A 21,854-nucleotide genomic window follows, 5' to 3' on the forward strand; every position below is an offset into this window, starting at 1 on the left:
TAAGATGCCGTCACTGGCGCCAGAGTTAATTCAACTGTAATTTCGTATTCACACAGTTTGCGATATCAGCGATCTTACAAGATTCTTGGTCGCCGGTTTGCATATCTTTGACTTGACAAATACCTTGCTCCACCTCTTCCTGACCCAAAATAAGAGTCAAACGAGCACCAGAGTTATTGGCTTTTTTCATCTGATTTTTAAAGTTACCGCCACCACAATGACGCAACACTGTCACACCAGCTAACTGAGAGCGCAAGGTTTCCGCCAACACAGTCGAGGTAATCTCAGCCTCTTCACCTAGGCTAACAATGAATACATCCGTTGATGCCTTGGCGGCTTCAGGGATCAGCTCAAGGGTTTCTAGTAGCAACACTAGGCGCTCAATCCCCATCGCAAAACCAATGCCTGGCGTTGCCTTACCACCTAGCTGCTCAACCAATCCATCATAACGGCCACCGGCACACACTGTCGCTTGTGAGCCAAGATGCTCTGTCACCCATTCGAATACGGTTTTACCGTAATAATCTAACCCTCGAACTAGACGATGATTGATAACAAAAGGCACATCATTTGCGGTCAGAATCGCTTGCAAACGATTAAAGTGCGCACTTGTTTCTTCCCCCATAAAGTCTTCTAAACTAGGGGCATCATTAAGCACCGCTTGAGTCGCTTTATCTTTAGAATCAAGGATACGTAACGGATTGCTTTCTAAACGACGTTGGCTGTCTTCATCTAACTGGTCTTTAAACTCCGTTAAATATTCAACCAAAGCCGCTTTATAAGCTTCACGTTCAGACGCCAAACCTATGGTATTAAGCTGCAATTCAACATGCTCTAGAAGACCCAGTTTTTTCCATAGACGTGCAGATAAAATAATAAGTTCAGCATCTACGTCGGCGCTCGCCATGCCAAACGCTTCAACACCAATTTGATGAAACTGGCGATAGCGACCTTTTTGCGGGCGCTCGTAGCGAAACATCGGACCTGTGTACCACAAACGCTGAACCTGATTAAACAGAAGTCCAGCTTGATCTGCTGCTCGCACACAACTTGCTGTACCTTCTGGGCGCAAGGTAAGAGACTCACCGTTACGATCTTCAAAGGTGTACATTTCTTTTTCAACTATGTCTGTGGTTTCACCCACGCCACGCTTGAATAAGTCAGTATTTTCGACAATCGGAAAACGAATCTGCTGATAGCCATAAGACTTAACAACATCAGCAACGGTGTTTTCTAGATATTGCCAAATAGAAGATTGGCCTGGAAGAATGTCATTCATTCCTCGGATAGCTTGAATTTTACGAGCCACTACAATTCCTTAAATTTTAGCGATGATATTCGCCATCTCACGTTCTTTAGTTTCGGCTTTCTGACGGATCATTTTTTCCAGGTCGTCAACCAATGTTTCATTCTTAAATTTGCTGTTTGGCTTGCCGTCCAAATACACCAGGTTATTTGGCGAGCCACCAGCCAGACCAATATCCGCTTCTTTCGCTTCACCTGGCCCATTTACCACACAGCCAATCACAGCCACATCCATCGGAACAACAATATCTTCTAAACGTTCTTCCAACTGGTTCATGGTTTTGATGACATCAAAATTTTGCCGAGAGCAGCTTGGGCAAGCAATAAAGTTAATGCCTCGATTACGCAATTTAAGACTGCGCAACATATCCCAACCTACTTTTACTTCTTGCGCAGGGTCCGCCGCCAGCGATACACGCAAGGTATCGCCAATCCCATCCATCAATAAAAGCCCAAGGCCAATAGATGACTTCACGGTGCCAGAGCGCAACCCACCAGCTTCGGTAATACCCAAATGCAAAGGGTTATCAATCTGACTGGCTATTTTACGGTAAGCCTCAACCGTCATAAAAACATCTGACGCTTTAAGGCTTAATTTGTACTCATGGAAATCCAATTCATCAAAATATTGAAGCTGACGAAAAGCAGACTCAACCAAGGCATCAGGTGTCGGTTCGCCGTATTTTTTCTGCAGATCTTTCTCGAGCGAGCCGGCGTTTACACCAATACGAATTGGAATATTCTTGTCGCGCGCGCAATCGACCACTGCACGAATCCGATCTTTATTGCCTATGTTGCCTGGATTGATACGTAGGCAGTCGACCCCATACTCAGCCACTTTAAGAGCAATTTTATAATCAAAATGGATATCAGCTACGAGAGGAACAGATACTTGCTTACGAATTTCTTTAAATGCTTCCGCGGCATCCATCGATGGAATAGACACACGAACAATGTCACCACCGGCATCGACAATGGATCTAATTTGAGCAACGGTAGCATCCACATCGCAGGTTTCTGTGTTCGTCATACTCTGAACACTAATAGGGGCGCCGCCACCAACAGGCACATTCCCCACCATAATTTGACGCGATTGACGACGTTTTATTGGCGATTCAAAATGCATAGTTTTCTCTACTTGAGCTCGAAACGAGCCAGATCTTTGTGAGTGTATGAAGAGAAGTCGAAGACTTCACCTTTAAATTTAAACGAGGAAACACCACGAGCATAACCAACAACAACTCGATAAGGTGCCGTACCAGTAACGGCTAATTTACTGCCCGCCGCTTTTACCCCTGAATATAAAATCTTACCGCTACTATCACGGACTTCTATCCAACAGTCGGCACTAAATGCTACGTCAATATCATCCTTGTACAACGGCTCTTGAGGAGTACTAACGATCTCTTCTGTAGGCACTTCTTTTGTAGCTTCTTCCACTTTTTCTGGGTTCACCCCAGCTTTTTCTAAAATTGCGATGGTTTCAGCAGAGAGGCCTGTGCTGACCGTCTCTTCTTGTACTGGCAAGTCTTCTTTCGCCACGGCACTGTCCACTGCAGCTTGATCCGCATTTTGCGACAATGTGCTTTGTGTATCATCCTGATCAGTCGTTTCCGTTTGGGCTGGCGAAACTAAATTAGGTGTTGTCTCTTGTTGATCCGTTTGCATTTCAACTTGAGCCTGATCCGGTGTCTCGCTTTTATCAATGACGGCAGAATTGCTACTCGAAAAGGAGGGCCACCAAAACGCCAAGAAAACCAATACCGCAATGATGACAATAGAGATAAGAATGACAAAGGGATCGCCAAAGCCAGCTTGTTTATTGATGACTTTATCAACAGGTTTAATATTGGACTCTGCCTTGGTCATCGTTAATGCGTCAAAGGCAGATAAGATTTCGTTCACATCTAAGCCCAGCAAACGACAATAGCCTTTGAGATAGCCTCGGGCAAAAGTCGTTGACCTGAAATAGTCAAACCGATTGTCTTCCAACGCACGAACCTGATCGATTGGAATTTTCAACTCTGTCGAAACTTGTCGCTCATCAAGTTGGCGCTCAATTCGAGCTGCTTGGAGGCGCTTACCTATATCGATATTCGTTGTATTACTGTCGTTAAGAGAAACATCAGTTTGAAATTCAGTTGTCATGTTAATACCTTGAGCTATCCAAGCAAATCGAAGTGCTCGCGAATGAATAAATTGTAGGGTCAGTTTCGCGTGCGATAATCTGCCGCGACAGACAGTTATATTCATCAAAATACGCGGTGTTTTGCGCATTTTCTGTTTCAGCCTGGATATTATTTAAAATGAGGCGAGCCTTACTAAGGTTACCCTGTATTAAAACAAGATTAAGCTCCGTCATCAAACCAATAAGAGGCAAATCTGCGATTTCTTTTGCTCGTTTTAAAGCCTGCCATGCGTTTTTTACGTCATCTTGACGTAATTCACAGCGGGAAAAGTTAATCCACACTGACTGGCGTCTTGACAGTCCCTTCTGGGTGGCTTTTTGAAACACAAGACAAGCTTCAAACCATTGTCGCTCCCCCCCAAGTAGAACCCCTAGATTATTCAATAGAAAGTCATCATTTGGAAACCGCTGCAAGCCTTGCTGATGCACCTGTAAAGCGTTTGATTGATCTCCTATGCGCAGCCAATAAAGACTCAACAGACGCCAATACTCTCGCTGCTGATGTGTATCAGATATCTGCTCCAGTTGCGCTTTCGCCAACGGCAGCTGTCCTAACAATAGATGAGCTTGCACTAGAGATAAGCGTTGCTGATCAGAATAGCTCTGTGTGTTCTGGCTAACAGGCTGATAGGCACAGGCAGAGAGCAGCAATGATGTCACCATCATTGTCATTACTAAGTGATTTTTCATGAAGACATCCTTGTCTTACATTAAATGAGCCTTGAATGATTCGGCTAACTATTCACTTCGCGCAGTTCTATGTATTTCTGACTACGACGTGTTTTATCGTGAAAATCACCGACCAATTGGCCACAAGCCGCATCAATATCATCACCGCGAGTGGTTCGTACGGTTACAGTATAGCCTGCATCTGCCAGAATTTTCTGGAAACGGCGCGTTCGGTTGTTCGATGGTTTTTCGTAGCCAGAGTTAGGGAAAGGGTTGAATGGAATCAAATTGATTTTGCACTCTAAATCTTTCAGCAACTCGGCCAACTGATGAGCTTGGTCTTCATTGTCATTCACACCGGACATCAAGGTGTATTCAATCGTAATATGACGTTTATCAGGGAGGTTCGCCAAATAATGCTGGCACGACTCAATCAGCTCAGCAATCGGATACTTTTTATTGATGGGCACCAACTCATTACGCAACGCATCGTTTGGTGCATGCAAAGAAATAGCCAAAGACACATCGGTACGTTTAACTAACTCATAAATTTTTGGTACGACACCAGAGGTGCTTAAAGTGACACGGCGCTTAGACAAGCCATAAGCATGGTCATGCATCATTAAGATCATTGCATCAACCACAGGCTCAAAGTTCATCAGAGGCTCACCCATGCCCATCATCACCACGTTAGTCACGCGACGAGGACCGTTTGGATCCATCGGTCCGAAAGATTTAATCGCAATCCACACCTGACCAATAATTTCCGCTGGCGTTAAGTTGCGGTTGAAGCCTTGTTTACCTGTTGAGCAAAAGCTGCAATCCAAAGAACAACCAACCTGAGAGGAGACACACAAGGTCGCGCGATCACCGTCAGGGATAAGCACCGTCTCAACGCAATCATTCTTGCCGCCTTCGGTACGGATAATCCACTTACGGGTACCGTCCGTTGAAATATTTTGAGAAACAATTTCAGGGGCACGAATCTCGCAAGTTTTTTCCAACTTAGCGCGCAAAACTTTACTGACATCCGTCATCTCTTCGAAACTTTCAGCGCCCTTTTGATGAATCCATTTCATCACTTGAGTGGCACGGAATTTTTTCTCACCAATAGATTCAAAATACTCAATCAGTTTTGTTGGAGATAAACCCAATAGGTTTACTTTTTTGATGTCAGTCATAATAAAGATCGCTTGCTGTGTATAGCATTAAGTGTAAACGAAAAAAGCCTCTGAAAAGAAAGATCTTTTCAGAAGCCTCTGAAAAAAAGCGGGCTAGCGCCCGCTTTTACAAATCAGTTCGGACATAAAGGTCCTAGCAGTCAATTACTTACCGAAGAAGTAAGCAATTTCACGAGCAGCTGATTCAGCAGAATCAGAACCGTGAACCGCATTGGCATCGATAGAAGCCGCGTAATCTGCACGCAAAGTACCAGCAGCCGCTTCTTTAGGGTTAGTTGCACCCATTAGTTCACGGTGACGAAGAACAGCGCCTTCACCTTCAAGAACAGAAACAACAACAGGACCAGATGTCATGAAGCCAACCAAGTCTTTGTAGAATGGACGTTCTTTGTGCTCAGCGTAGAAACCGCCAGCCAATTCGTCGTCTAGTTGAATCATTTTAGCTTCAACAATTTTAAGACCAGCACGCTCAAAACGAGTGTAGATTTCGCCAATTACATTTTTTGCAACAGCATCTGGTTTGATGATAGAAAGAGTACGTTCCAACGCCATGATATAACTCCAAATTGAATTTAAAAGGGTGATGTTTTACATGACCCAAGACATAAAAGTTCAGCGCGTGGATTATACGCATCTCTTTGTTAAAATTGTATGCCGAATCACGTTTTCTTTTGTTATATCGTCTTTAAAAGACGTTTTTCGACGGATTAGACGCTATCTCAACTTGCTCACAGCATTTTTTATTGTCGCCGCGGCAAAATCTACGTCTTCCTCGGTCGTAAAACGCCCTACCGACAAACGCAACGAGCTGTGCGCTAATTCGTCAGCTAGACCAATTGCGCGCAACACATAAGAGGGCTCCAAACTCGCCGAAGTACAAGCAGAACCCGATGAAACAGCAATATCTGTCAGCGACATCAATAAAATCTCACCATCCACATCAGCAAAGCCTACATTTAAAACCCCCGCCACTCGATGCTTTGCACCACCATTCAAATGAACACCTGGCAAGCTGCTTAGCGCGCTCCACAGCCTATCTCGCAATGCTTCTATACGAGCGCAGTCCTGCTTCATCTCTTCGCCAGCCAAGCGGAAAGCTTCTCCCATCCCCACAATCTGATGCGTTGCTAAGGTACCGGAACGCATACCGCGCTCATGGCCACCACCATGGATTTGAGCTTCAAGCTTTACCTTAGGTGTACGACGCACAAACAAAGCACCAATGCCTTTTGGCCCATAGGTTTTGTGGGCGGTTAACGACATTAAATCCACTTTCATGGCATTCACATCGATCGTCACTTTGCCAGTGGTTTGCGCAGCGTCCACATGCAAAAAGACCCCCTTGGCTCGCGTCAACTCACCAATCGCCGCAATATCCGTCACTACGCCCAACTCATTATTCGCGTGCATTAAAGACACTAAAATAGTGTCTTCTCGCAACGCTTCTTGCACCTGACCTAATGAAATAACACCATGGTTATCCGGTTTAAGATAGGTGACTTCAAAACCCTCTTTTTCGAGTTGCTTACAAGGGTCTAGTACCGCCTTGTGCTCTATCATGGACGTAATGATATGGCGGCCTTTTTGACGATAAGCGTGCGCCACACCTTTAAGCGCCAAGTTATTGGCTTCGGTTGCCCCCGAAGTCCAAACGATCTCGCGAGACTCGGCATTAATCAACCCAGCCACTTGCATTCTCGCCTCTTCCACCGCTTCTTCTGCACGCCAGCCAAACAAATGAGAGCGTGAAGCTGGGTTACCAAAATTGCCATCCGGCGTCAGGCAAGCCATCATTTTTTCAGCCACTCTTGGGTCAACGGGCGTGGTAGCAGAATAATCTAAATAAACGGGGGTATTCATAACTTTCTCCGAGAAAACAACACAACTTAAAGCGCTTAAGCAGCAGATTGAGCAATATTTTGAATGCGACCAACAATCGATCGTAAGCCATTACCTCTGGTCGGGCTTAAATGACGCTCCAGATCCAAAGATTCAAAATATTGAGTCATATCAAACGCCAAAATCTCTTCTGGCGTTTTATGATTAAGTGCCGCCAACACCAAGCCCAACAAGCCTCGAACAATGATTGCATCACTGTCTACCGCAAACGTCAGCACTTCACCTTTGGCATCATCCTGCTCGCTACCAGGCTGAATCCAAACATTACTTTGGCAACCCTTTACCAATCTTTCTGGCGTCCGCCAAGCGTCATCAAATACTGGCAAGGACTTACCTAGATCAATAATATATTTGTACTTATCTTCCCAATCGTCGAAAAACAACAGATCATCGACAATCTCTTCTGTGCTTGGTAAGGACATGATTTCCCTCTTTTGCTAAAGCGCTATAAATAATAAATGACGTTTCGCTGAACAAACGCCCATAAAAACAAAACGGCACTTAGCGAATGCCAAGGCCGTTTCTTATTGTATTCAATGCCATTCGGTGAGCGACAGCGTTAGAAGAAAAGACCCGCTTCTAGTTGCGCTTCCTCACTCATCATTTCACGGGACCAAGGAGGATCAAATACCAACTCTACGGCAACCGTCTCTACATTAGGCACCTTACCGACACGGTACTTTACATCACCAACCAAGACAGGCCCCATACCACAACCAGGGGCTGTTAACGTCATATCAATCTGCACTGTTTTCGACGACTGATCTAAAGCAACGCGATACACCAAGCCAAGAGACACTAAACTGATTGGAATTTCTGGATCATAAATAGTGTTCAGCGCCTGCCAAACCTGGTCTTCATTAATCTTATCCGTACCAAGGTCTTCAAACTCAAGAACTTCTGGTTGCTGGCCAATCGCCTCGGCATCTGTCCCATCAATACGCAACATATTGCCCTGCCAGGTAACAGTGTAATTGCCACCCAAGCTCTGGTTAATCGTAATGAACTGCCCCTCTGGAATACTGGTCGGCTCACCACTAGGCACTCGTCGAGCAGGGCAAGCGCGCTGTGTTACTACCATTTTTTGCATTAAATCAGCTCACACTAAAGCTTTCGCCACAGCCACATTCCGCCACAACGTTAGGGTTATTAAACTTAACGATTTCGTTCACACCTTCGCGAACCAGATCAATCTCGGTGCCTTTTAGCATTTGTACAGAGGCAGAATCAACCGCTAAAGTTACCTCACCAAACGACAGGACAGTATCTTCCTCGTGCGCACCATCGACTATATCCAGCACATAGGAAAACCCTGTACAGCCACTTTCCTTAGTACTTAATCGAATCAATTTATTCGGCTGTTTTGCCATTTTAGAAGCAAAGTATTTCTGTGCGGAAGCGGTTAACGACACGCTAGAGACAGGATCAAATGTTGTTGCTGTCATCGTATTCTCCTAAGCCAACATAGTGCGCACTTTTTTCAGCGCAACAAATAAGGCATCAACTTCTTCTAAAGTATTATAAACCGAGAAAGAAATTCGCGCTGTGCCAGGCACATTAAAACGCGCCATTAATGGCTGGGCACAATGATCACCCGTTCTTACGGCAAACCCTTGTCGGTCAAGCAGAAAACCAATGTCCGCTGGGTGTCCATGGTCCAACACAAAGCTCAGCACACCTTTTTTCTCTTTGGCCTGACCTATGATGGTCAAACCTTCAAAGTTTTCCGCCAGCTCTGTCGCATGATCAAGCAACGCTTTTTCATGAGCCACGACGGCATCTTGGTCAAGCGCACTAAACCAGCGAATCGCTTCCCCCATCGCAATCGCATCACCTACATTCGGCGTGCCTGCTTCAAAACGATAAGGCAATACATTCCAGCTCGCATCCTGTAGGGTCACAGTGGAAATCATCTCACCACCTGTGCGCCATACTGGCCAATCAGCCAACACAGACTCTTTACCCCAAAGCACTCCAACGCCCATTGGTCCGTAGATTTTATGACCAGAAAAAGCATAGAAATCACAACCGATAGCCTGCACATCGACATGCCCATGAGCCGCACCTTGAGCGCCATCTACCAATACCCAAGCATTGAACTGCTTCGCTTTTGCGGTCATTTCTTTAATTGGGTTTACACTACCCAAGGCATTCGATACATGCGGGAAAGCAACAAACTTAGTGCGCTCATTTAACAAGGCTTCATAAGCGGCTTGGTCTAGCTCTCCAGAATCCAACACAGGTACTGTTTTTAGAATCGCGCCGGAGGCTTTACAGGCTTGCTGCCAAGTCACCAAATTAGCATGGTGATCCATGCCCGTGGCAATCACTTCGTCACCAGGAGAGAGCAACTGCCCTAAGCCATTGGCCACGATATTAATGCCTTCCGTGGTGCCAGAGGTCCAAATGACTTCTTCACGCTTTGGCGCATTAATAAAGTCTTTGACTATGTCACGCGCCGCTTCAAAGTGGCGTGTGGCTTCATCCGCAAGTCGGTGAGCCCCGCGATGCACATTAGAATTACAGGTCGTATAGTAATTAACCAAGGCATCAATCACACACTGCGGCTTCTGGGTCGTGGCCGCATTGTCGAGATAAACAAGAGGGTTACCATCAATTTCACGTTTTAAAATCGGAAACTGTTCACGGATAGCTGCTACATCAAGACTCATTGGTTTCTCGCTTACTTCACTTCCATTTGCGCAAAACGCTCACGAATAATAGGTCGAACCCATTCCGCCAACGCCGCATTTGGCATTAAATCAATCAACTCGTTAATAAAACCGAAGTTGAGCATAACTTGTGCTTTCGAACGACTTACACCACGCGTTTGTAAGTAATACAGGGCTTGCTTGTCAATTTCTGCCACTGTCGCACCATGGGCACAACGCACATCGTCTGCGTAGATCTCTAGCTCTGGTTTGGTGTTAATTTCCGCCTTGTCAGACATCAGCAAATTACGGTTATTCAACGCCGCTAATGTTTTCTGTGCATCAGGATGAATATGAATTCGACCGTTAAACACGGCACGCGCACGATCCGCAACGATGCAGCGTACGTTTTCTTCCGTGGTGCCGTTTGGCATCGCATGCTCAACCGTCGCATGAAGGTCAAACAATTCTTTGCCATCCAGCAGGTAAATTGCATTTAACTTTGCATCTGCAAATTCACCGGCGTGAATAATATCAGTGTCTAAACGGGATAAATCACTACCAAAACCAACGATACTGCTGTGCATTTTCGACTTATCACTCAAATTAAAGTGACTGCCGCCAATGGCAAGGTTCGTTCCCGTTTGCAGTGCAAAACGGTAATGCTCTAGGTATGCGTTCGCGGCAATATCGTACTCAACAAATGCTGTGCTCAAGGTTTCACCTTGTGATTGAATGTCTTCAATCACTGTCAAACGCGATCCTTTTGCAAGCGAAACTTGCACTCGCGTATGAGACTCTGCCCCTTGGCTCAACAAAGAACTAATACGAATAGGCTGAGTAATCTCTACCTCTTCAGCAACCGAAACAAGCACCACATCTTCTGCTAAGGCATCGTTTACCAAACCAAACAAATGGCGCTCTGGTTTAATCGCGGCGAAGGCGGTTAAAGCAGACGCTTGCTGAGCAGCATCTAGGTCTTGCCCCAGAGAGATAGATAAACCAGCCGGCAATTCTTTTGTCGATTGGCTTGCATCAAATTGACCATTTACAAATACCAGCTCAATCGGCGTAAGATCTGCAATGGTTTCAGGAGACAAACTGACATCGTCAGATATCTTGCCCGCTGTAGTTCGCTCAACGGGACGCAACGGCGTATAACGCCAAGCTTCCGTCTTACGTGTAGGCCATTTGGTTTGCGCTAATAGCTCAACGGCATGGGCACGCTTAGGAGCAAGCCAATCATCAAGATGTTGCGCTCGAGCAATGGCGCTTTCTAACCATTCACTCATGCATTACCCCTCTAGTTCGTCTTCAGCTGGTGCCGTTTGCAACCAAGCGTAACCTTGGGCTTCTAGCTCATGCGCTAAGGAAGCATCACCACTTTTGACAATTTTTCCGTCTGATAATACATGCACAAAATCAGGTTTAATGTAGTCTAAAAGACGCTGATAATGGGTCACAACAATAAAGCTACGATCAGCAGAGCGCTGGCTGTTTACACCTTCAGCAACCACTTGTAGAGCATCAATATCCAAACCTGAGTCTGTTTCATCTAGAATGCACAGTGTTGGCTTAAGCAGTAACATCTGCATTAATTCGTTACGCTTCTTCTCACCACCAGAGAAACCTTCGTTTACACCACGCTTCAGAAACGACACAGGCAAATTCACTTGCTTACAAGCCGCCTTCGCTTCTTTCAAAAACTCCGCTGAAGTAATGGCTTCTTCGCCACGTGCTTCGCGTTGAGCGTCTACAGAGGCCTTAAGAAACTCTAAGTTGCTCACGCCAGGAATTTCAACTGGGTATTGGAAGGCCAAGAAAAGTCCGGCACGGGCGCGGTCTTCTGTTTCCATTTCAAGTAGGTCTTGGCCAGCCAACGCCACATTACCGCCATCAACACTGTAGCCTTCTCGGCCAGATAAGACATAACCTAAGGTACTCTTACCGGCACCATTTGGTCCCATGATTGCATGAACTTCGCCTGGTTTAATTTCTAGATTAAGCCCTTTAATAATCTGCTTATCTTCAACGCTGGCGTACAAGTCTTTGATCGTCAACAAACTGTTCGTGTTCGACATCTTCAATAATTCCTTAACCTACAGAGCCTTCAAGGCTAATTTCTAGTAATTTGCCCGCTTCTACGGCAAATTCCATTGGTAATTCTTTAAACACTTCCTTACAGAAGCCATTCACTATCATAGACACCGCTTTTTCTGGGTCTAAGCCGCGTTGGCGACATAAAAACATCTGTTCATCGCTCACCTTAGAGGTGGTCGCTTCATGCTCAATAATCGCGGATGGATTACGACTTTCGATGTAAGGGAAGGTGTGCGCGCCACACTTATCACCGATCAACAAGGAGTCACACTGGGTGAAGTTACGCGCGCCTTTAGCACCAGGGTTCATTCGTACAAGACCGCGGTAACTGTTGTTACTTTTGCCGGCAGAGATCCCTTTAGAAATGATTGTTGAGCGCGTATTTTTGCCAAGATGAATCATCTTGGTACCAGTATCTGCCTGCTGTCGACCACGTGTTAATGCCACGGAGTAGAATTCACCGACGCTGTTATCACCTTTCAAAATACAGCTTGGGTATTTCCAAGTAACAGAAGAACCCGTTTCAACTTGCGTCCAAGAAATTTTTGCGTTGGTGTGACAAATCCCTCGTTTCGTAACGAAGTTATAAATCCCCCCTTTGCCTTCTTCATCGCCTGGGTACCAGTTTTGCACTGTCGAATATTTGATTTCTGCATCATCCAGAGCAACCAATTCCACAACCGCCGCATGCAGCTGATTTTCATCACGCTGTGGCGCAGTACAACCTTCTAGGTAACTAACATGGCTACCTTCGTCTGCGACAATTAGGGTGCGCTCGAATTGGCCTGTATTTTGCTCATTGATACGAAAATAGGTTGATAATTCCATTGGGCAGCGGGTGCCTTTAGGAATGTAAACAAAAGAACCATCGGTAAATACCGCACAGTTTAGTGCAGCGTAGTAATTGTCTTTTTTCGGGACAACACTACCTAGATACTTTTTCACTAGATCTGGGTATTTTTGAATGGCTTCCGAGATTGGGCAAAAGATAACCCCAGCTTCTTCTAGCTTGTCACGGAAAGTCGTCACAACAGATACAGAGTCAAACACAGCGTCGACGGCAACACCGGCCAACATTTGTTGTTCAATCAGAGGAATACCTAGCTTCTCGTAGGTACGCAATAGCTCGGGGTCTACCTCGTCTAGCGACTGAGGTTTGTCTTTCATACTTTTTGGTGCGGAATAGTAAGAAATAGATTGAAAGTCGATTTTAGGGTAATCCACCTGAGCCCAATCAGGCTCTTCCATTTCTAACCATTCACGAAATGCACTTAGACGCCACTCAAGCATCCATTCAGGTTCGTTCTTCATTCCTGAAATACGGCGAATGACGTCTTCATCCAATCCTGGCAAAAACGTTTCTGATTCCACATCAGACACAAACCCGGCTTCATATTCACGTGCCAGCGCTTTATCTATCTGCTCAGTCATATTAAAACTCACTTTTTATCGGAATAGGTGTGTCGGTAAAACACACCAATTTTGTACGTCGCTCTAGCCAACAATAGCCGCGCTAATTTTGTCTTCACTCGAACACGCCGCTTGACGGTTCTCAGAATCTTGCCGTTCAGCAACCTGTCGAACGTCATTTCGTTGCACTAATTGTTCTAAACTAATTTGATTTAAGAAATCATGTATTTGGTCACTTAAGTCACACCACAAATGATGCGTAAGACAAGTGCTGCCGCCTTGGCAATCGCTTTTCCCTTTGCAACCCGTTGCATCCACAGACTCATTCACAGCATCTACAATCTGCGCAACAAAAATCTCACTGCGGGCTCGACTTAAACGATACCCCCCGCCAGGACCGCGCACACTGGTAACCAATGATTGCTTGCGTAGTTTTGCAAAAAGTTGCTCTAAGTAAGATAAAGAGATTGCTTGTCGATTAGAGATATCGGATAACGACACTGGGCCGTGATCTGAATGTAACGCCAAATCAAGCATGGCGGTTACGGCATAACGACCTTTTGTTGTCAGGCGCATAAGCTATCCAATTAAGAGTATTTATTCAGAACAAATAATACACAAAACCTACTATTTTGATCAAGTATTTACCTGACTATTTTAGTAGGTTATTAGTATCTCAATATCTCGGTGCGCGTATTTTACGTGGAGTGAAGGAAAAACTAAACCACTGACAGGAACAATGCTTTGAATTCTCAACATTTCAACAATTGGTAATGAATCACGTAAAACGCTTAATTCAAGCTGTTGTCTTGACGAAACTAAAAACTCAGGGCAAGGTGCCGATATAGTGGTTATGTGGGAAATGCCTATTTTAGGGTGATCATTGGAGAGCGCTATGCCAGATAAAAAAGCGGCCCCTCAGGCCAAAAGCGATGCGACAGCAGGAGATGCGAGCAAAAAAACAAGCATTAAAACGATTTTAGCATTTTTCTTCTGCTTTCTTTTTAGTGTCTCTGCTTCTGTTGCTGCTACTTACTATTTGCTTACGCTAAAAGAAGCCCCACTCCTCACAGAAGAGACAGACACTACGCTAGAACAACAACTTACCTCACTGCAATCAGAGGTCGCACGTCAGAAACAAACAATTGAAGCCGTCCAGGCTGAAAACCAAACATTAAAACTCTATCTACGACACAGCAGCTCAACCGCCCTAAAAAACATCCTAATAGACCAAGAAAATAACATCCAAGCCTATCTAAAGGTTATGAAAGCCGCGATGGAAGAGCTAACCAAACTCACCTCAGGCACCCGCGACTGGAACAATAAATACCAATACCAATTGGATTTAGCGCTCAAAGGTAGCCTTGAGAGGGAAGATTTGCTGAAACTCTTAAAAACCGGTGAACCTAATGAGAATAAATAGTGGGACGAAAGAAGGTAAGTAACCAGCTAGAAACGGGGAGTTTAAACAGGCGGCCATCTAGACTCCGAGGCAAGTAAGCGTCTCACCCCCCTTCTTAACCGCACATTAAATACAGACTAAGGGGGCATTTTTTGTTGTCGATTATAAATAGCACTCAACTGCTGAAACACTACGATGCAGTCAAAACCAGCTTCTGGTTTATCCCTTGTTTGATTTTATTAGGCACTCTGTTGGCGTGTGCGCTGCTGCTGGCTCTTGATCGATACAGTGGATTTCATCACACTCATTGGCTGAACTTTCTCTATTATTCAGACGCTGGTATTATTCGCAGCCTGCTGACAACCATTGCCAGTAGCGTAATGACAGTCGTCAGTATCACCTTCTCCATTACCATTGTGGCGCTTACCAATGCCTCTTCTCAGTTTGGCCCTAGGCTTATCCGTAATTTTATGGAAGACATCAGCACTCAAGTGGTACTAGGCGTATTTATCTCTCTGTTTGTTTATTGTTTGATTTTGACCCGCATGACAGACAGCTTCGCCGAGCCATCTTTTCTCCCCGGTTTAAGCATCGCTGGCGCTGCAATGATGACGCTGTTTGGTATTTTTTTGCTCATCTATTTCATCCATCACGTCGCCCAGAACCTGCAATCAGATCACATTATCGACAACGTTTACTCAGAACTACAAAACAGCATAAAGAAAATTTTTGATCAACAAAAAGAAAGAGAAAGCACAACCACAGACGATCATATGCCGGTCAAACGCACCTTGCCCCTGAGATTAAAAAGCCCTCAATGCGGTTACGTACAAGCAATTAACTACGATCAATTAAGCGTATTAATGAGCCAACTAGATGGCTATATTGAAGTACTTGTGGCGCCTGGTGACTTTGTCGTTAAGCGCAAGATAACCATGCTATCAAGCATCACGGATCTTTCCACTGACGACGAAAAAAGCTTACATGACTGCTTCACATTCGGGTCCAAGCGAACACCAATACAAGACCCTGAATTTGCCGTCGATCAATTAGTTGAAATCGCATTAAGAGCCTTGTCCCCTGGCATCAATGACCCTTACTCAAGCATTGCCTGTGTCGACAAATTGACTGCCATGATTTGCGACCTTACACAGGAGACGTTTCCTCAAGGCGTCACGTTTGACAACGGAGGAGCCAAGCGCATAGATTACAAAGCGACGACTTTTGAAGGGCTAGCAAACACCGCATATGACCAAATACGCCAGTACTCGCAGAACTGCTTAGCAGTGTGCTTGCGTCAATTAGAAGGGCTAGCCTGCATCGCCGAACAAGCGAGGAATCCATCTCACTGGGCCTTTGTCCGTCACCAAAAACACATGATTGAGCATGGCTTAAAACAACAAAATTTTATTGACCTTGATAGAGAAAAAATCAACAGTCGCTTACAACACCTAAATCAATTATTGCAAAGCGACGATTAATTTAACCCCACTGACTAGCTGTGTTAGCCATTAGCCTAATAGCTACAAAGAACACGCCAGCAAAGTCCCCTGCTTGATCGCACGCTTAGCATCCAACTCAGACGCGACATCTGCGCCGCCAACTAGGTGAACAGGTCTATCTAACCCATTGGCCAAGGCTTGATTTGGTAATTGACCAGCACAAATAACCACGTTATCAACCGCCAGACATTGCGGTTCACCGGCTACTAACAGATGCAACCCCTCGTCATCGATTTTTTGATACTCACAGCTTGGAATCATGGTAACCCCCTTTTTCAGCAACTCTGCACGATGAATCCATCCTGTGGTTTTACCAAGCTTTGCTCCTACTTTGGACTTTTTACGCTGCAATAAAAACACTTCTCGGGCGGCTGGCGTAAATTGAGCTTTTACCCCTTCTACACCGCCACGTGAGCTAAATGTCATATCAACCCCCCATTGCTTCATAAAGGCAGAGATGCTTAATTGTGGCTTAACCTCTTCATGAATCAGGTATTCACTAATATCAAAACCGATGCCGCCGGCGCCAATCACTGCCACACGTTTCCCCACAGGATGACCGTTCATTACATCCAAATAACTTAATACTGTTGGGTGATCTATGCCGTCGATCTCCAAATCACGAGGTAAAATCCCTGTTGCCAATACCACCTCATCAAACTCATAGTGACTAAGCACAGAGCGATCGACTCGGGTGTTCAAATGAACATCTACCCCCGTGAGCTCTAGTTGTCGTCGGTAATAACGCAAAGTCTCATAGAACTCTCCTTTACCGGGAATGCGCTTAGCGATATTAAACTGCCCACCTATCTCAGCCGCGGCATCAAATAGCGTCACGTTATGACCTCGCTTCGCTGCGGTCGTTGCAAACGCTAACCCAGCAGGGCCTGCACCAACTACGCCAATGCGCTTTTTCACTTTCGTCGGCGTGATCAAGATCTCTGTTTCATGGCAGGCTCTTGGATTGACCAAACAGGATGTCAGTTTGTTAGCGAACACATGGTCAAGGCAGGCTTGGTTACAACCAATGCAAGTGTTGATTTCATCAGCACGATCTTGCTCTGCTTTCTCAACAAATTCTGGGTCTGCTAGAAAAGGACGCGCCATGGAAACAAGATCCGCATCACCGCGCGCCAACACTTCTTCTGCTACCTCCGGCATATTGATTCGGTTTGAAGTAATCAGAGGTAAAGTTAACGACGCTTTTAATTTTGCCGTCACCCAAGTAAACGCCGCTCTTGGCACCTTGGTTGCTATTGTCGGGATTCTCGCTTCATGCCAGCCGATCCCCGTATTGATGATTGATGCTCCCGCACTTTCAATCGCTAGGCCAAGCTGAATAATTTCTTCAAGGTTACTGCCTTGATCAACCAGGTCGAGCATTGATAAACGGTAGATAATGATAAAGTCATTACCAACCGCTTGACGAATTCGTCGCACAATCTCGACAGGAAGACGTATCCGGTTTTCGTATTTTCCTCCCCAATCATCGTCACGCTGATTGGTTCTAGACACAATAAACTGATTTAGCAGATAGCCTTCAGACCCCATTACCTCCACACCGTCATAGCCGGCTTTTTGAGCAAGCACAGCCGCACGAACAAAATCATCAATTTGCTGCTGAATTTCATCCTCACTTAGTGGGTGCGGTGGAAATGGGTTAATCGGAGCCTGCAACGCAGAAGGCGCGACCAATTTAGGGTTATAGGCATAGCGCCCGGTATGCAAGATTTGCATACAGATTTTGCCGCCATGTTCATGTACTGCTCGGGTAATGAGCTGATGATTTTCTGCGTCTTGTTCTGATGCCATTAAAGCGGCACTGGCATGCACAGCACCTTCAGAATTTGGGCCAATTCCCCCGGTTACAATAAGCGCTACACCGCCTTTTGCTCGCTCAGCGTAAAAGGCTGCCATTCGCTCAAACCCACCTTTCATCTCCTCTAATCCGAGGTGCATTGAGCCCATAATAATACGGTTTTTTAATTGCGTGAAACCCAGATTTAAAGGGGTAAATACATGTGGATAGTGTGAATGAGTCATATCGGCTGCCCAGCTTTTATATTGTTATTGTTTATTTGGAATATGGTGTAAAACCACATCTAGACAACGTCAAGATAGATTTTTATTTTGACACTGTCAAGATTAAACGTTTTAATCTCTAGATGACAAATCAAAAGAAAAACTACCACCACGGCGACCTCATCAGCTCTCTCATAAAAGCGGCGTCCGATATTCTTCAAGAAGAAGGTGTTGAAGGCCTATCTATGCGCAAATTAGCGGATAAAGTTGGTGTTTCAAGAACCGCCCCCTATCATCACTTTAAAGACAAAAATGCATTACTGTGCGCGATTGCTGAAGCTGGCTTCAAAGCTCAAGAAGCCAGGCTAGCGTCACTGTTGTCCAGCCACGAAGAAGCTGAGCAACGCTTTCGCTTGTATGTGCACCAATATATTGAGTTTGCGGACACGCAACGCGAAGTGTACGACCTTATGTATGGACGCTTAATATGGAAAACAGGAACGCCAACCAATTCCTTAAAAGCCGCTTCAAAGCAAACTTTTAAGCGCTGGCTAGATTGGGTAGAGCAGCTCCAAGCAGACAATGTGTTGCCCAACAACAACTCAGCCCTACGAGTGGGGCAAGCCAGCTGGGCTAGCTTGCACGGGTTAAGCCGGCTCTTGATTGATGGTATTTATCTAGACAGAAATGATATCCAAGCTATGATAGAACAAATGATTCAAACACTTATCAAAGCTCAGCCTGCATCAAGCTGAGCACGAACCACAGACAAGCGCTCTTCTGCCTTACGCTTTTTCATATCTCGATGGCTTAACAGCACCAGAGGAAAAACAATAAAGAGGGTTCCTATCACCAAAAACACATCGATAGACTCACCAAACAGAAGCCAGCCCAGCAATGCAGCAAACACCAAACCTGAATATTCAGCGCTACTCACCTGACTTGACGCGACATAACGGTACCCTTTTAAACAAGCCAAACTGTACAGAATAGAACACAGAGCGGATCCCAAAGCGTAACTGAAGCCATCAAAATTCAATGGCTCAGCTTCCCAAAACATCAGACCTGCTGATAGGGGTAAGGCGCATAAGTGCATAATCAGTAAGCCGAAAAACAGATTTTGGTCTTTTGGCAACTTACGAATCAGCAAACTATTAGTCGCTAATACCACTGCAAATAAAATCGCACTCATCATCCCCCAACTAATATCTGTTGGTCGCAATATAATCAGTACACCCATGAACCCAGATAGCGCAGCACACAGAATACCCAAAGTGATTTTTTCTTTGAAAAATACACCTGCAAATAAAATGATTAAGATTGGTGCAATATAAAATACGGCATTAGCCGTCGCTAATGACAACTCAGACAGCGAAACAATCAATAGAACACTTGCTAAGATCCAAAGGTTACCCCTAATAAAATGCAACTTAAATCCAGCAAAAAAATCCGCTGATGCATGCTTTATTGCTAATGGAACCAATACAATACAAATCATAACCAAGCGCATGAACGTAAATTGGAATATAGGCACACTGCTTCCTGCAAGCTTGATAAACACATCACAAAAAGTCGCAAATAAATTCCCTAGCACCAGAATACAAATAGCGCTTCCAATAGTACGTCCAGACATAACCGCTCACCATACAAACAAAATTACTGATAGCGGCAGTCTAGCCTTGATGCAGTCATCAATAAAATGATATATCCTGATTAAGTATTAGTTTTTTGGATAATGAGATGCTGCCACCCTTAAAAGCCTTGCCTGTTTTCGAGTCTGTTGCCAGACTCAATAGCTTCTCTCTCGCCGCAGCGGAACTAAATGTTAGCCAAAGCGCCATATCACACCAAATTCGCGCTCTTGAAGATTATCTAGGCGAAAGCTTATTCCAACGCCAAGGGCGCTATTTGACTCTCACCCAAGAGGGAAAAAACTACCTTGATGTTATCAGCAGCTCGTTGTCTCACATTGCCCGTGCTAGTAACCAAATCCGCGGTCAAGAAGACACAAAAATAAGAATCGCAGTTTACAGCTCTTTCGCTGTTTGCTGGTTAATGCCGCGCTTGTCAGACCTGCAACATAAGCATCCAAATTTAGACATTACCATTGCGATGACACATGGTTCACCCGAGCTATCAGATAAAACCGCAGACTGTTTTATCACTACAGACCAAGGAAAAAGAGGGTTCGAATCGACGCATTTATATCAGGAGACTTTATTTCCAGTTTGCAGTCATGCTTTCTATGAGCAGATGAAAAACACCTTAAACCTAAGCTCTGACGACCTCAGTAAGCAACTTAAAAGCTCACCAGAATTGCTACAGAAATTTCCCCTTATCACCTCTAATGGCATCTACAACGACTATACAGAAGACTGGCTAAACTGGTTTACTGAACGTAACCTGACTCCTCCAAATAACATAAAATTTCATAAATTTAGTCATTTACTACTTGCCTATGAAGCCGCCAAACACTCTTTGGGGATAGCACTCGTCAATGACTATATGTTTAGCGATAAAGATAGCAATAATAGCCTTATAAGAGTGCCGACATATGGCATCCACACCAATGAACACTTCTTCTTTTCATATAAAACATCTAGAAGAAATGAGACCGCTATCAAAGCGATTAAGCATTGGATAGTTAATGAAGCAAGTTCATTGAAGACACACACTTAAACAACAGACTTCAGCAATACGCCCCTCTAAACTCGAGCACCGGAAAAACCTAGACAGGCACTTCACTCCCCCAGTAACACCAAGGCTTTGAGCACTATGGCAACATTTATTCATGACTCATAAACACAGTGGCCAAATAAAGCAGGATCACAATAAACGTTCAAAACAAAGTCTCACACTATTCATGAATAACAAGGCTATTGGGCTGTTTTTGACTATAGAAACGCCTCAGCCAGAAGCTGATAAATGCCAGTCTAATTGACGACTACACTTTACTTAAATGAGCAGCTGAGTACTTTTACGATGCCGCTTTCTTTGGTGGGATTCACAGTACTGGTCAATAGATAACTCTTGGCCAACAACTCTACCTGTTCTCGCTTCAAATTCAGTGGCAATACAAAGCCAGTTTTCAGAGGAGATGTTCAGTCGCTGTAAGATAGGGAGCAAAGAAGCATCAATCGAGCCTTTCTTACTTTCTCTCACGATGCGCCCTGTCAGGTCGACCAGTTCTAAATAATCTGCGAGTTGAAAAGGCAACCCCTCGGGCATGTCTTGCCTTGGATTACCGACAAAAGGATACAAATTTTTGGGCTGGCTGTTTTCCTTCAACGAAACTACTCGTTTCTTGATGCTGGTGAAATCCGAGTCTTCAGGTGCATCGCTGATGCCCGACCTGACTGGGTTTAAATCCACATAAGCCATGCAAGCGATCAAGGCAGCTTCATCGAGTAATGCCTGAGATTTAAAACGCCCTTCCCAAAAGTGCCCAGTGCATTCGTCTTCCAAATTGGCTCGTCGTGCAATGGGTTCATTGAGCTCTTTCATAAACCAACTGATGTCAGTCAG

Annotated in this window: 22 protein-coding genes; 4 read left to right on the forward strand and 18 right to left on the reverse strand. The window is 44.9% G+C overall.

Annotated elements, in window-relative coordinates; genetic code table 11:
• Window positions 1-25: 25 nt before the first annotated feature.
• The 15 genes from hisS to iscR all read right to left on the reverse strand — a co-directional run bounded on the left by hisS (window position 26) and on the right by iscR (window position 13,979).
• Entirely contained in the window at window positions 26-1,309 is a 1,284-nt protein-coding gene (hisS, locus tag DFP81_RS13935) for a histidine--tRNA ligase (protein ID WP_115898503.1), read from the reverse strand.
• 9 nt (window positions 1,310-1,318) lie between these two features.
• Window positions 1,319-2,431 carry a flavodoxin-dependent (E)-4-hydroxy-3-methylbut-2-enyl-diphosphate synthase gene (gene ispG / locus DFP81_RS13940; protein ID WP_115898504.1) on the reverse strand — a complete coding sequence of 371 codons (1,113 nt, stop codon included), beginning with the start codon at window positions 2,429-2,431 and terminating at the stop codon, window positions 1,319-1,321.
• An 8-nt stretch (window positions 2,432-2,439) separates the two neighbouring features.
• A complete protein-coding gene (locus tag DFP81_RS13945) occupies window positions 2,440-3,453 on the reverse strand; it encodes a RodZ domain-containing protein (protein WP_245959174.1) in 1,014 nt (337 codons plus the stop codon).
• A gap of 1 nt (window position 3,454) precedes the next feature.
• Window positions 3,455-4,183: a hypothetical protein gene (locus DFP81_RS13950; protein ID WP_115898505.1), complete on the reverse strand. Its 729-nt coding sequence runs from the start codon at window positions 4,181-4,183 to the stop codon at window positions 3,455-3,457.
• Between the two features lie 44 nt (window positions 4,184-4,227).
• Complete coding sequence (gene rlmN / locus DFP81_RS13955) at window positions 4,228-5,343, reverse strand: dual-specificity RNA methyltransferase RlmN (protein ID WP_115898506.1); 1,116 nt, start codon at window positions 5,341-5,343, stop codon at window positions 4,228-4,230.
• Window positions 5,344-5,487: 144 nt separating this feature from the next.
• Window positions 5,488-5,895: a nucleoside-diphosphate kinase gene (gene ndk, locus DFP81_RS13960; RefSeq protein WP_115898507.1), complete on the reverse strand. Its 408-nt coding sequence runs from the start codon at window positions 5,893-5,895 to the stop codon at window positions 5,488-5,490.
• 162 nt (window positions 5,896-6,057) lie between these two features.
• On the reverse strand, window positions 6,058-7,203 hold the full coding sequence (locus tag DFP81_RS13965; RefSeq protein WP_115898508.1) for an IscS subfamily cysteine desulfurase: 1,146 nt from the start codon (window positions 7,201-7,203) through the stop codon (window positions 6,058-6,060).
• 35 nt (window positions 7,204-7,238) lie between these two features.
• Window positions 7,239-7,664: a SufE family protein gene (locus tag DFP81_RS13970; protein ID WP_115898509.1), complete on the reverse strand. Its 426-nt coding sequence runs from the start codon at window positions 7,662-7,664 to the stop codon at window positions 7,239-7,241.
• A 137-nt stretch (window positions 7,665-7,801) separates the two neighbouring features.
• On the reverse strand, window positions 7,802-8,332 hold the full coding sequence (sufT, locus tag DFP81_RS13975; RefSeq protein WP_115898510.1) for a putative Fe-S cluster assembly protein SufT: 531 nt from the start codon (window positions 8,330-8,332) through the stop codon (window positions 7,802-7,804).
• A gap of 4 nt (window positions 8,333-8,336) precedes the next feature.
• Window positions 8,337-8,687 carry a HesB/IscA family protein gene (locus tag DFP81_RS13980; protein WP_115898511.1) on the reverse strand — a complete coding sequence of 117 codons (351 nt, stop codon included), beginning with the start codon at window positions 8,685-8,687 and terminating at the stop codon, window positions 8,337-8,339.
• Between the two features lie 9 nt (window positions 8,688-8,696).
• The gene (locus tag DFP81_RS13985; RefSeq protein ID WP_115898512.1) at window positions 8,697-9,914 is read right to left on the reverse strand and encodes an aminotransferase class V-fold PLP-dependent enzyme; all 1,218 of its coding nucleotides are present in this window, start codon (window positions 9,912-9,914) and stop codon (window positions 8,697-8,699) included.
• A gap of 11 nt (window positions 9,915-9,925) precedes the next feature.
• Window positions 9,926-11,185 (reverse strand): Fe-S cluster assembly protein SufD, encoded by a 1,260-nt coding sequence (gene sufD / locus DFP81_RS13990; RefSeq protein WP_115898513.1) that lies wholly within the window; start codon window positions 11,183-11,185, stop codon window positions 9,926-9,928.
• Window positions 11,186-11,188: 3 nt separating this feature from the next.
• Window positions 11,189-11,974, reverse strand: coding sequence for a Fe-S cluster assembly ATPase SufC (gene sufC, locus DFP81_RS13995; protein ID WP_115898514.1), 786 nt, complete (start codon window positions 11,972-11,974; stop codon window positions 11,189-11,191).
• 13 nt (window positions 11,975-11,987) lie between these two features.
• On the reverse strand, window positions 11,988-13,424 hold the full coding sequence (gene sufB, locus DFP81_RS14000) for a Fe-S cluster assembly protein SufB (protein WP_115898515.1): 1,437 nt from the start codon (window positions 13,422-13,424) through the stop codon (window positions 11,988-11,990).
• A 63-nt stretch (window positions 13,425-13,487) separates the two neighbouring features.
• Window positions 13,488-13,979 carry a Fe-S cluster assembly transcriptional regulator IscR gene (iscR, locus tag DFP81_RS14005; protein ID WP_115898516.1) on the reverse strand — a complete coding sequence of 164 codons (492 nt, stop codon included), beginning with the start codon at window positions 13,977-13,979 and terminating at the stop codon, window positions 13,488-13,490.
• A gap of 319 nt (window positions 13,980-14,298) precedes the next feature.
• On the opposite strand from iscR, the gene DFP81_RS14010 reads away from it, so the two are divergent.
• Window positions 14,299-14,826 (forward strand): hypothetical protein, encoded by a 528-nt coding sequence (locus tag DFP81_RS14010; RefSeq protein ID WP_115898517.1) that lies wholly within the window; start codon window positions 14,299-14,301, stop codon window positions 14,824-14,826.
• Between the two features lie 131 nt (window positions 14,827-14,957).
• The gene (locus DFP81_RS14015) at window positions 14,958-16,286 is read left to right on the forward strand and encodes a DUF2254 domain-containing protein (protein WP_181903100.1); all 1,329 of its coding nucleotides are present in this window, start codon (window positions 14,958-14,960) and stop codon (window positions 16,284-16,286) included.
• Between the two features lie 42 nt (window positions 16,287-16,328).
• Here the strand turns inward: DFP81_RS14015 and DFP81_RS14020 are convergent, their stop codons facing one another.
• Window positions 16,329-18,350 carry an NADPH-dependent 2,4-dienoyl-CoA reductase gene (locus DFP81_RS14020; RefSeq protein WP_115898519.1) on the reverse strand — a complete coding sequence of 674 codons (2,022 nt, stop codon included), beginning with the start codon at window positions 18,348-18,350 and terminating at the stop codon, window positions 16,329-16,331.
• 122 nt (window positions 18,351-18,472) lie between these two features.
• Between DFP81_RS14020 and DFP81_RS14025 the strand changes: the two genes are divergently transcribed.
• Window positions 18,473-19,084 carry a TetR/AcrR family transcriptional regulator gene (locus tag DFP81_RS14025; RefSeq protein ID WP_115898520.1) on the forward strand — a complete coding sequence of 204 codons (612 nt, stop codon included), beginning with the start codon at window positions 18,473-18,475 and terminating at the stop codon, window positions 19,082-19,084.
• Here DFP81_RS14025 and DFP81_RS14030 read toward each other — a convergent pair.
• Complete coding sequence (locus tag DFP81_RS14030; protein WP_115898521.1) at window positions 19,066-19,962, reverse strand: DMT family transporter; 897 nt, start codon at window positions 19,960-19,962, stop codon at window positions 19,066-19,068. The genes DFP81_RS14025 and DFP81_RS14030 overlap by 19 nt on opposite strands.
• Window positions 19,963-20,069: 107 nt before the next feature.
• On the opposite strand from DFP81_RS14030, the gene DFP81_RS14035 reads away from it, so the two are divergent.
• Window positions 20,070-21,008, forward strand: coding sequence for a LysR family transcriptional regulator (locus tag DFP81_RS14035; protein WP_115898522.1), 939 nt, complete (start codon window positions 20,070-20,072; stop codon window positions 21,006-21,008).
• A 276-nt stretch (window positions 21,009-21,284) separates the two neighbouring features.
• Here DFP81_RS14035 and DFP81_RS14040 read toward each other — a convergent pair.
• Window positions 21,285-21,854, reverse strand: a 570-nt coding sequence (locus tag DFP81_RS14040) for a transposase (protein WP_425453668.1), incomplete at its 5' end; no start/stop codon positions are given.

The sequence above is a fragment of the Marinomonas pollencensis genome (assembly GCF_003387375.1).
Classification (GTDB): domain Bacteria; phylum Pseudomonadota; class Gammaproteobacteria; order Pseudomonadales; family Marinomonadaceae; genus Marinomonas; species Marinomonas pollencensis.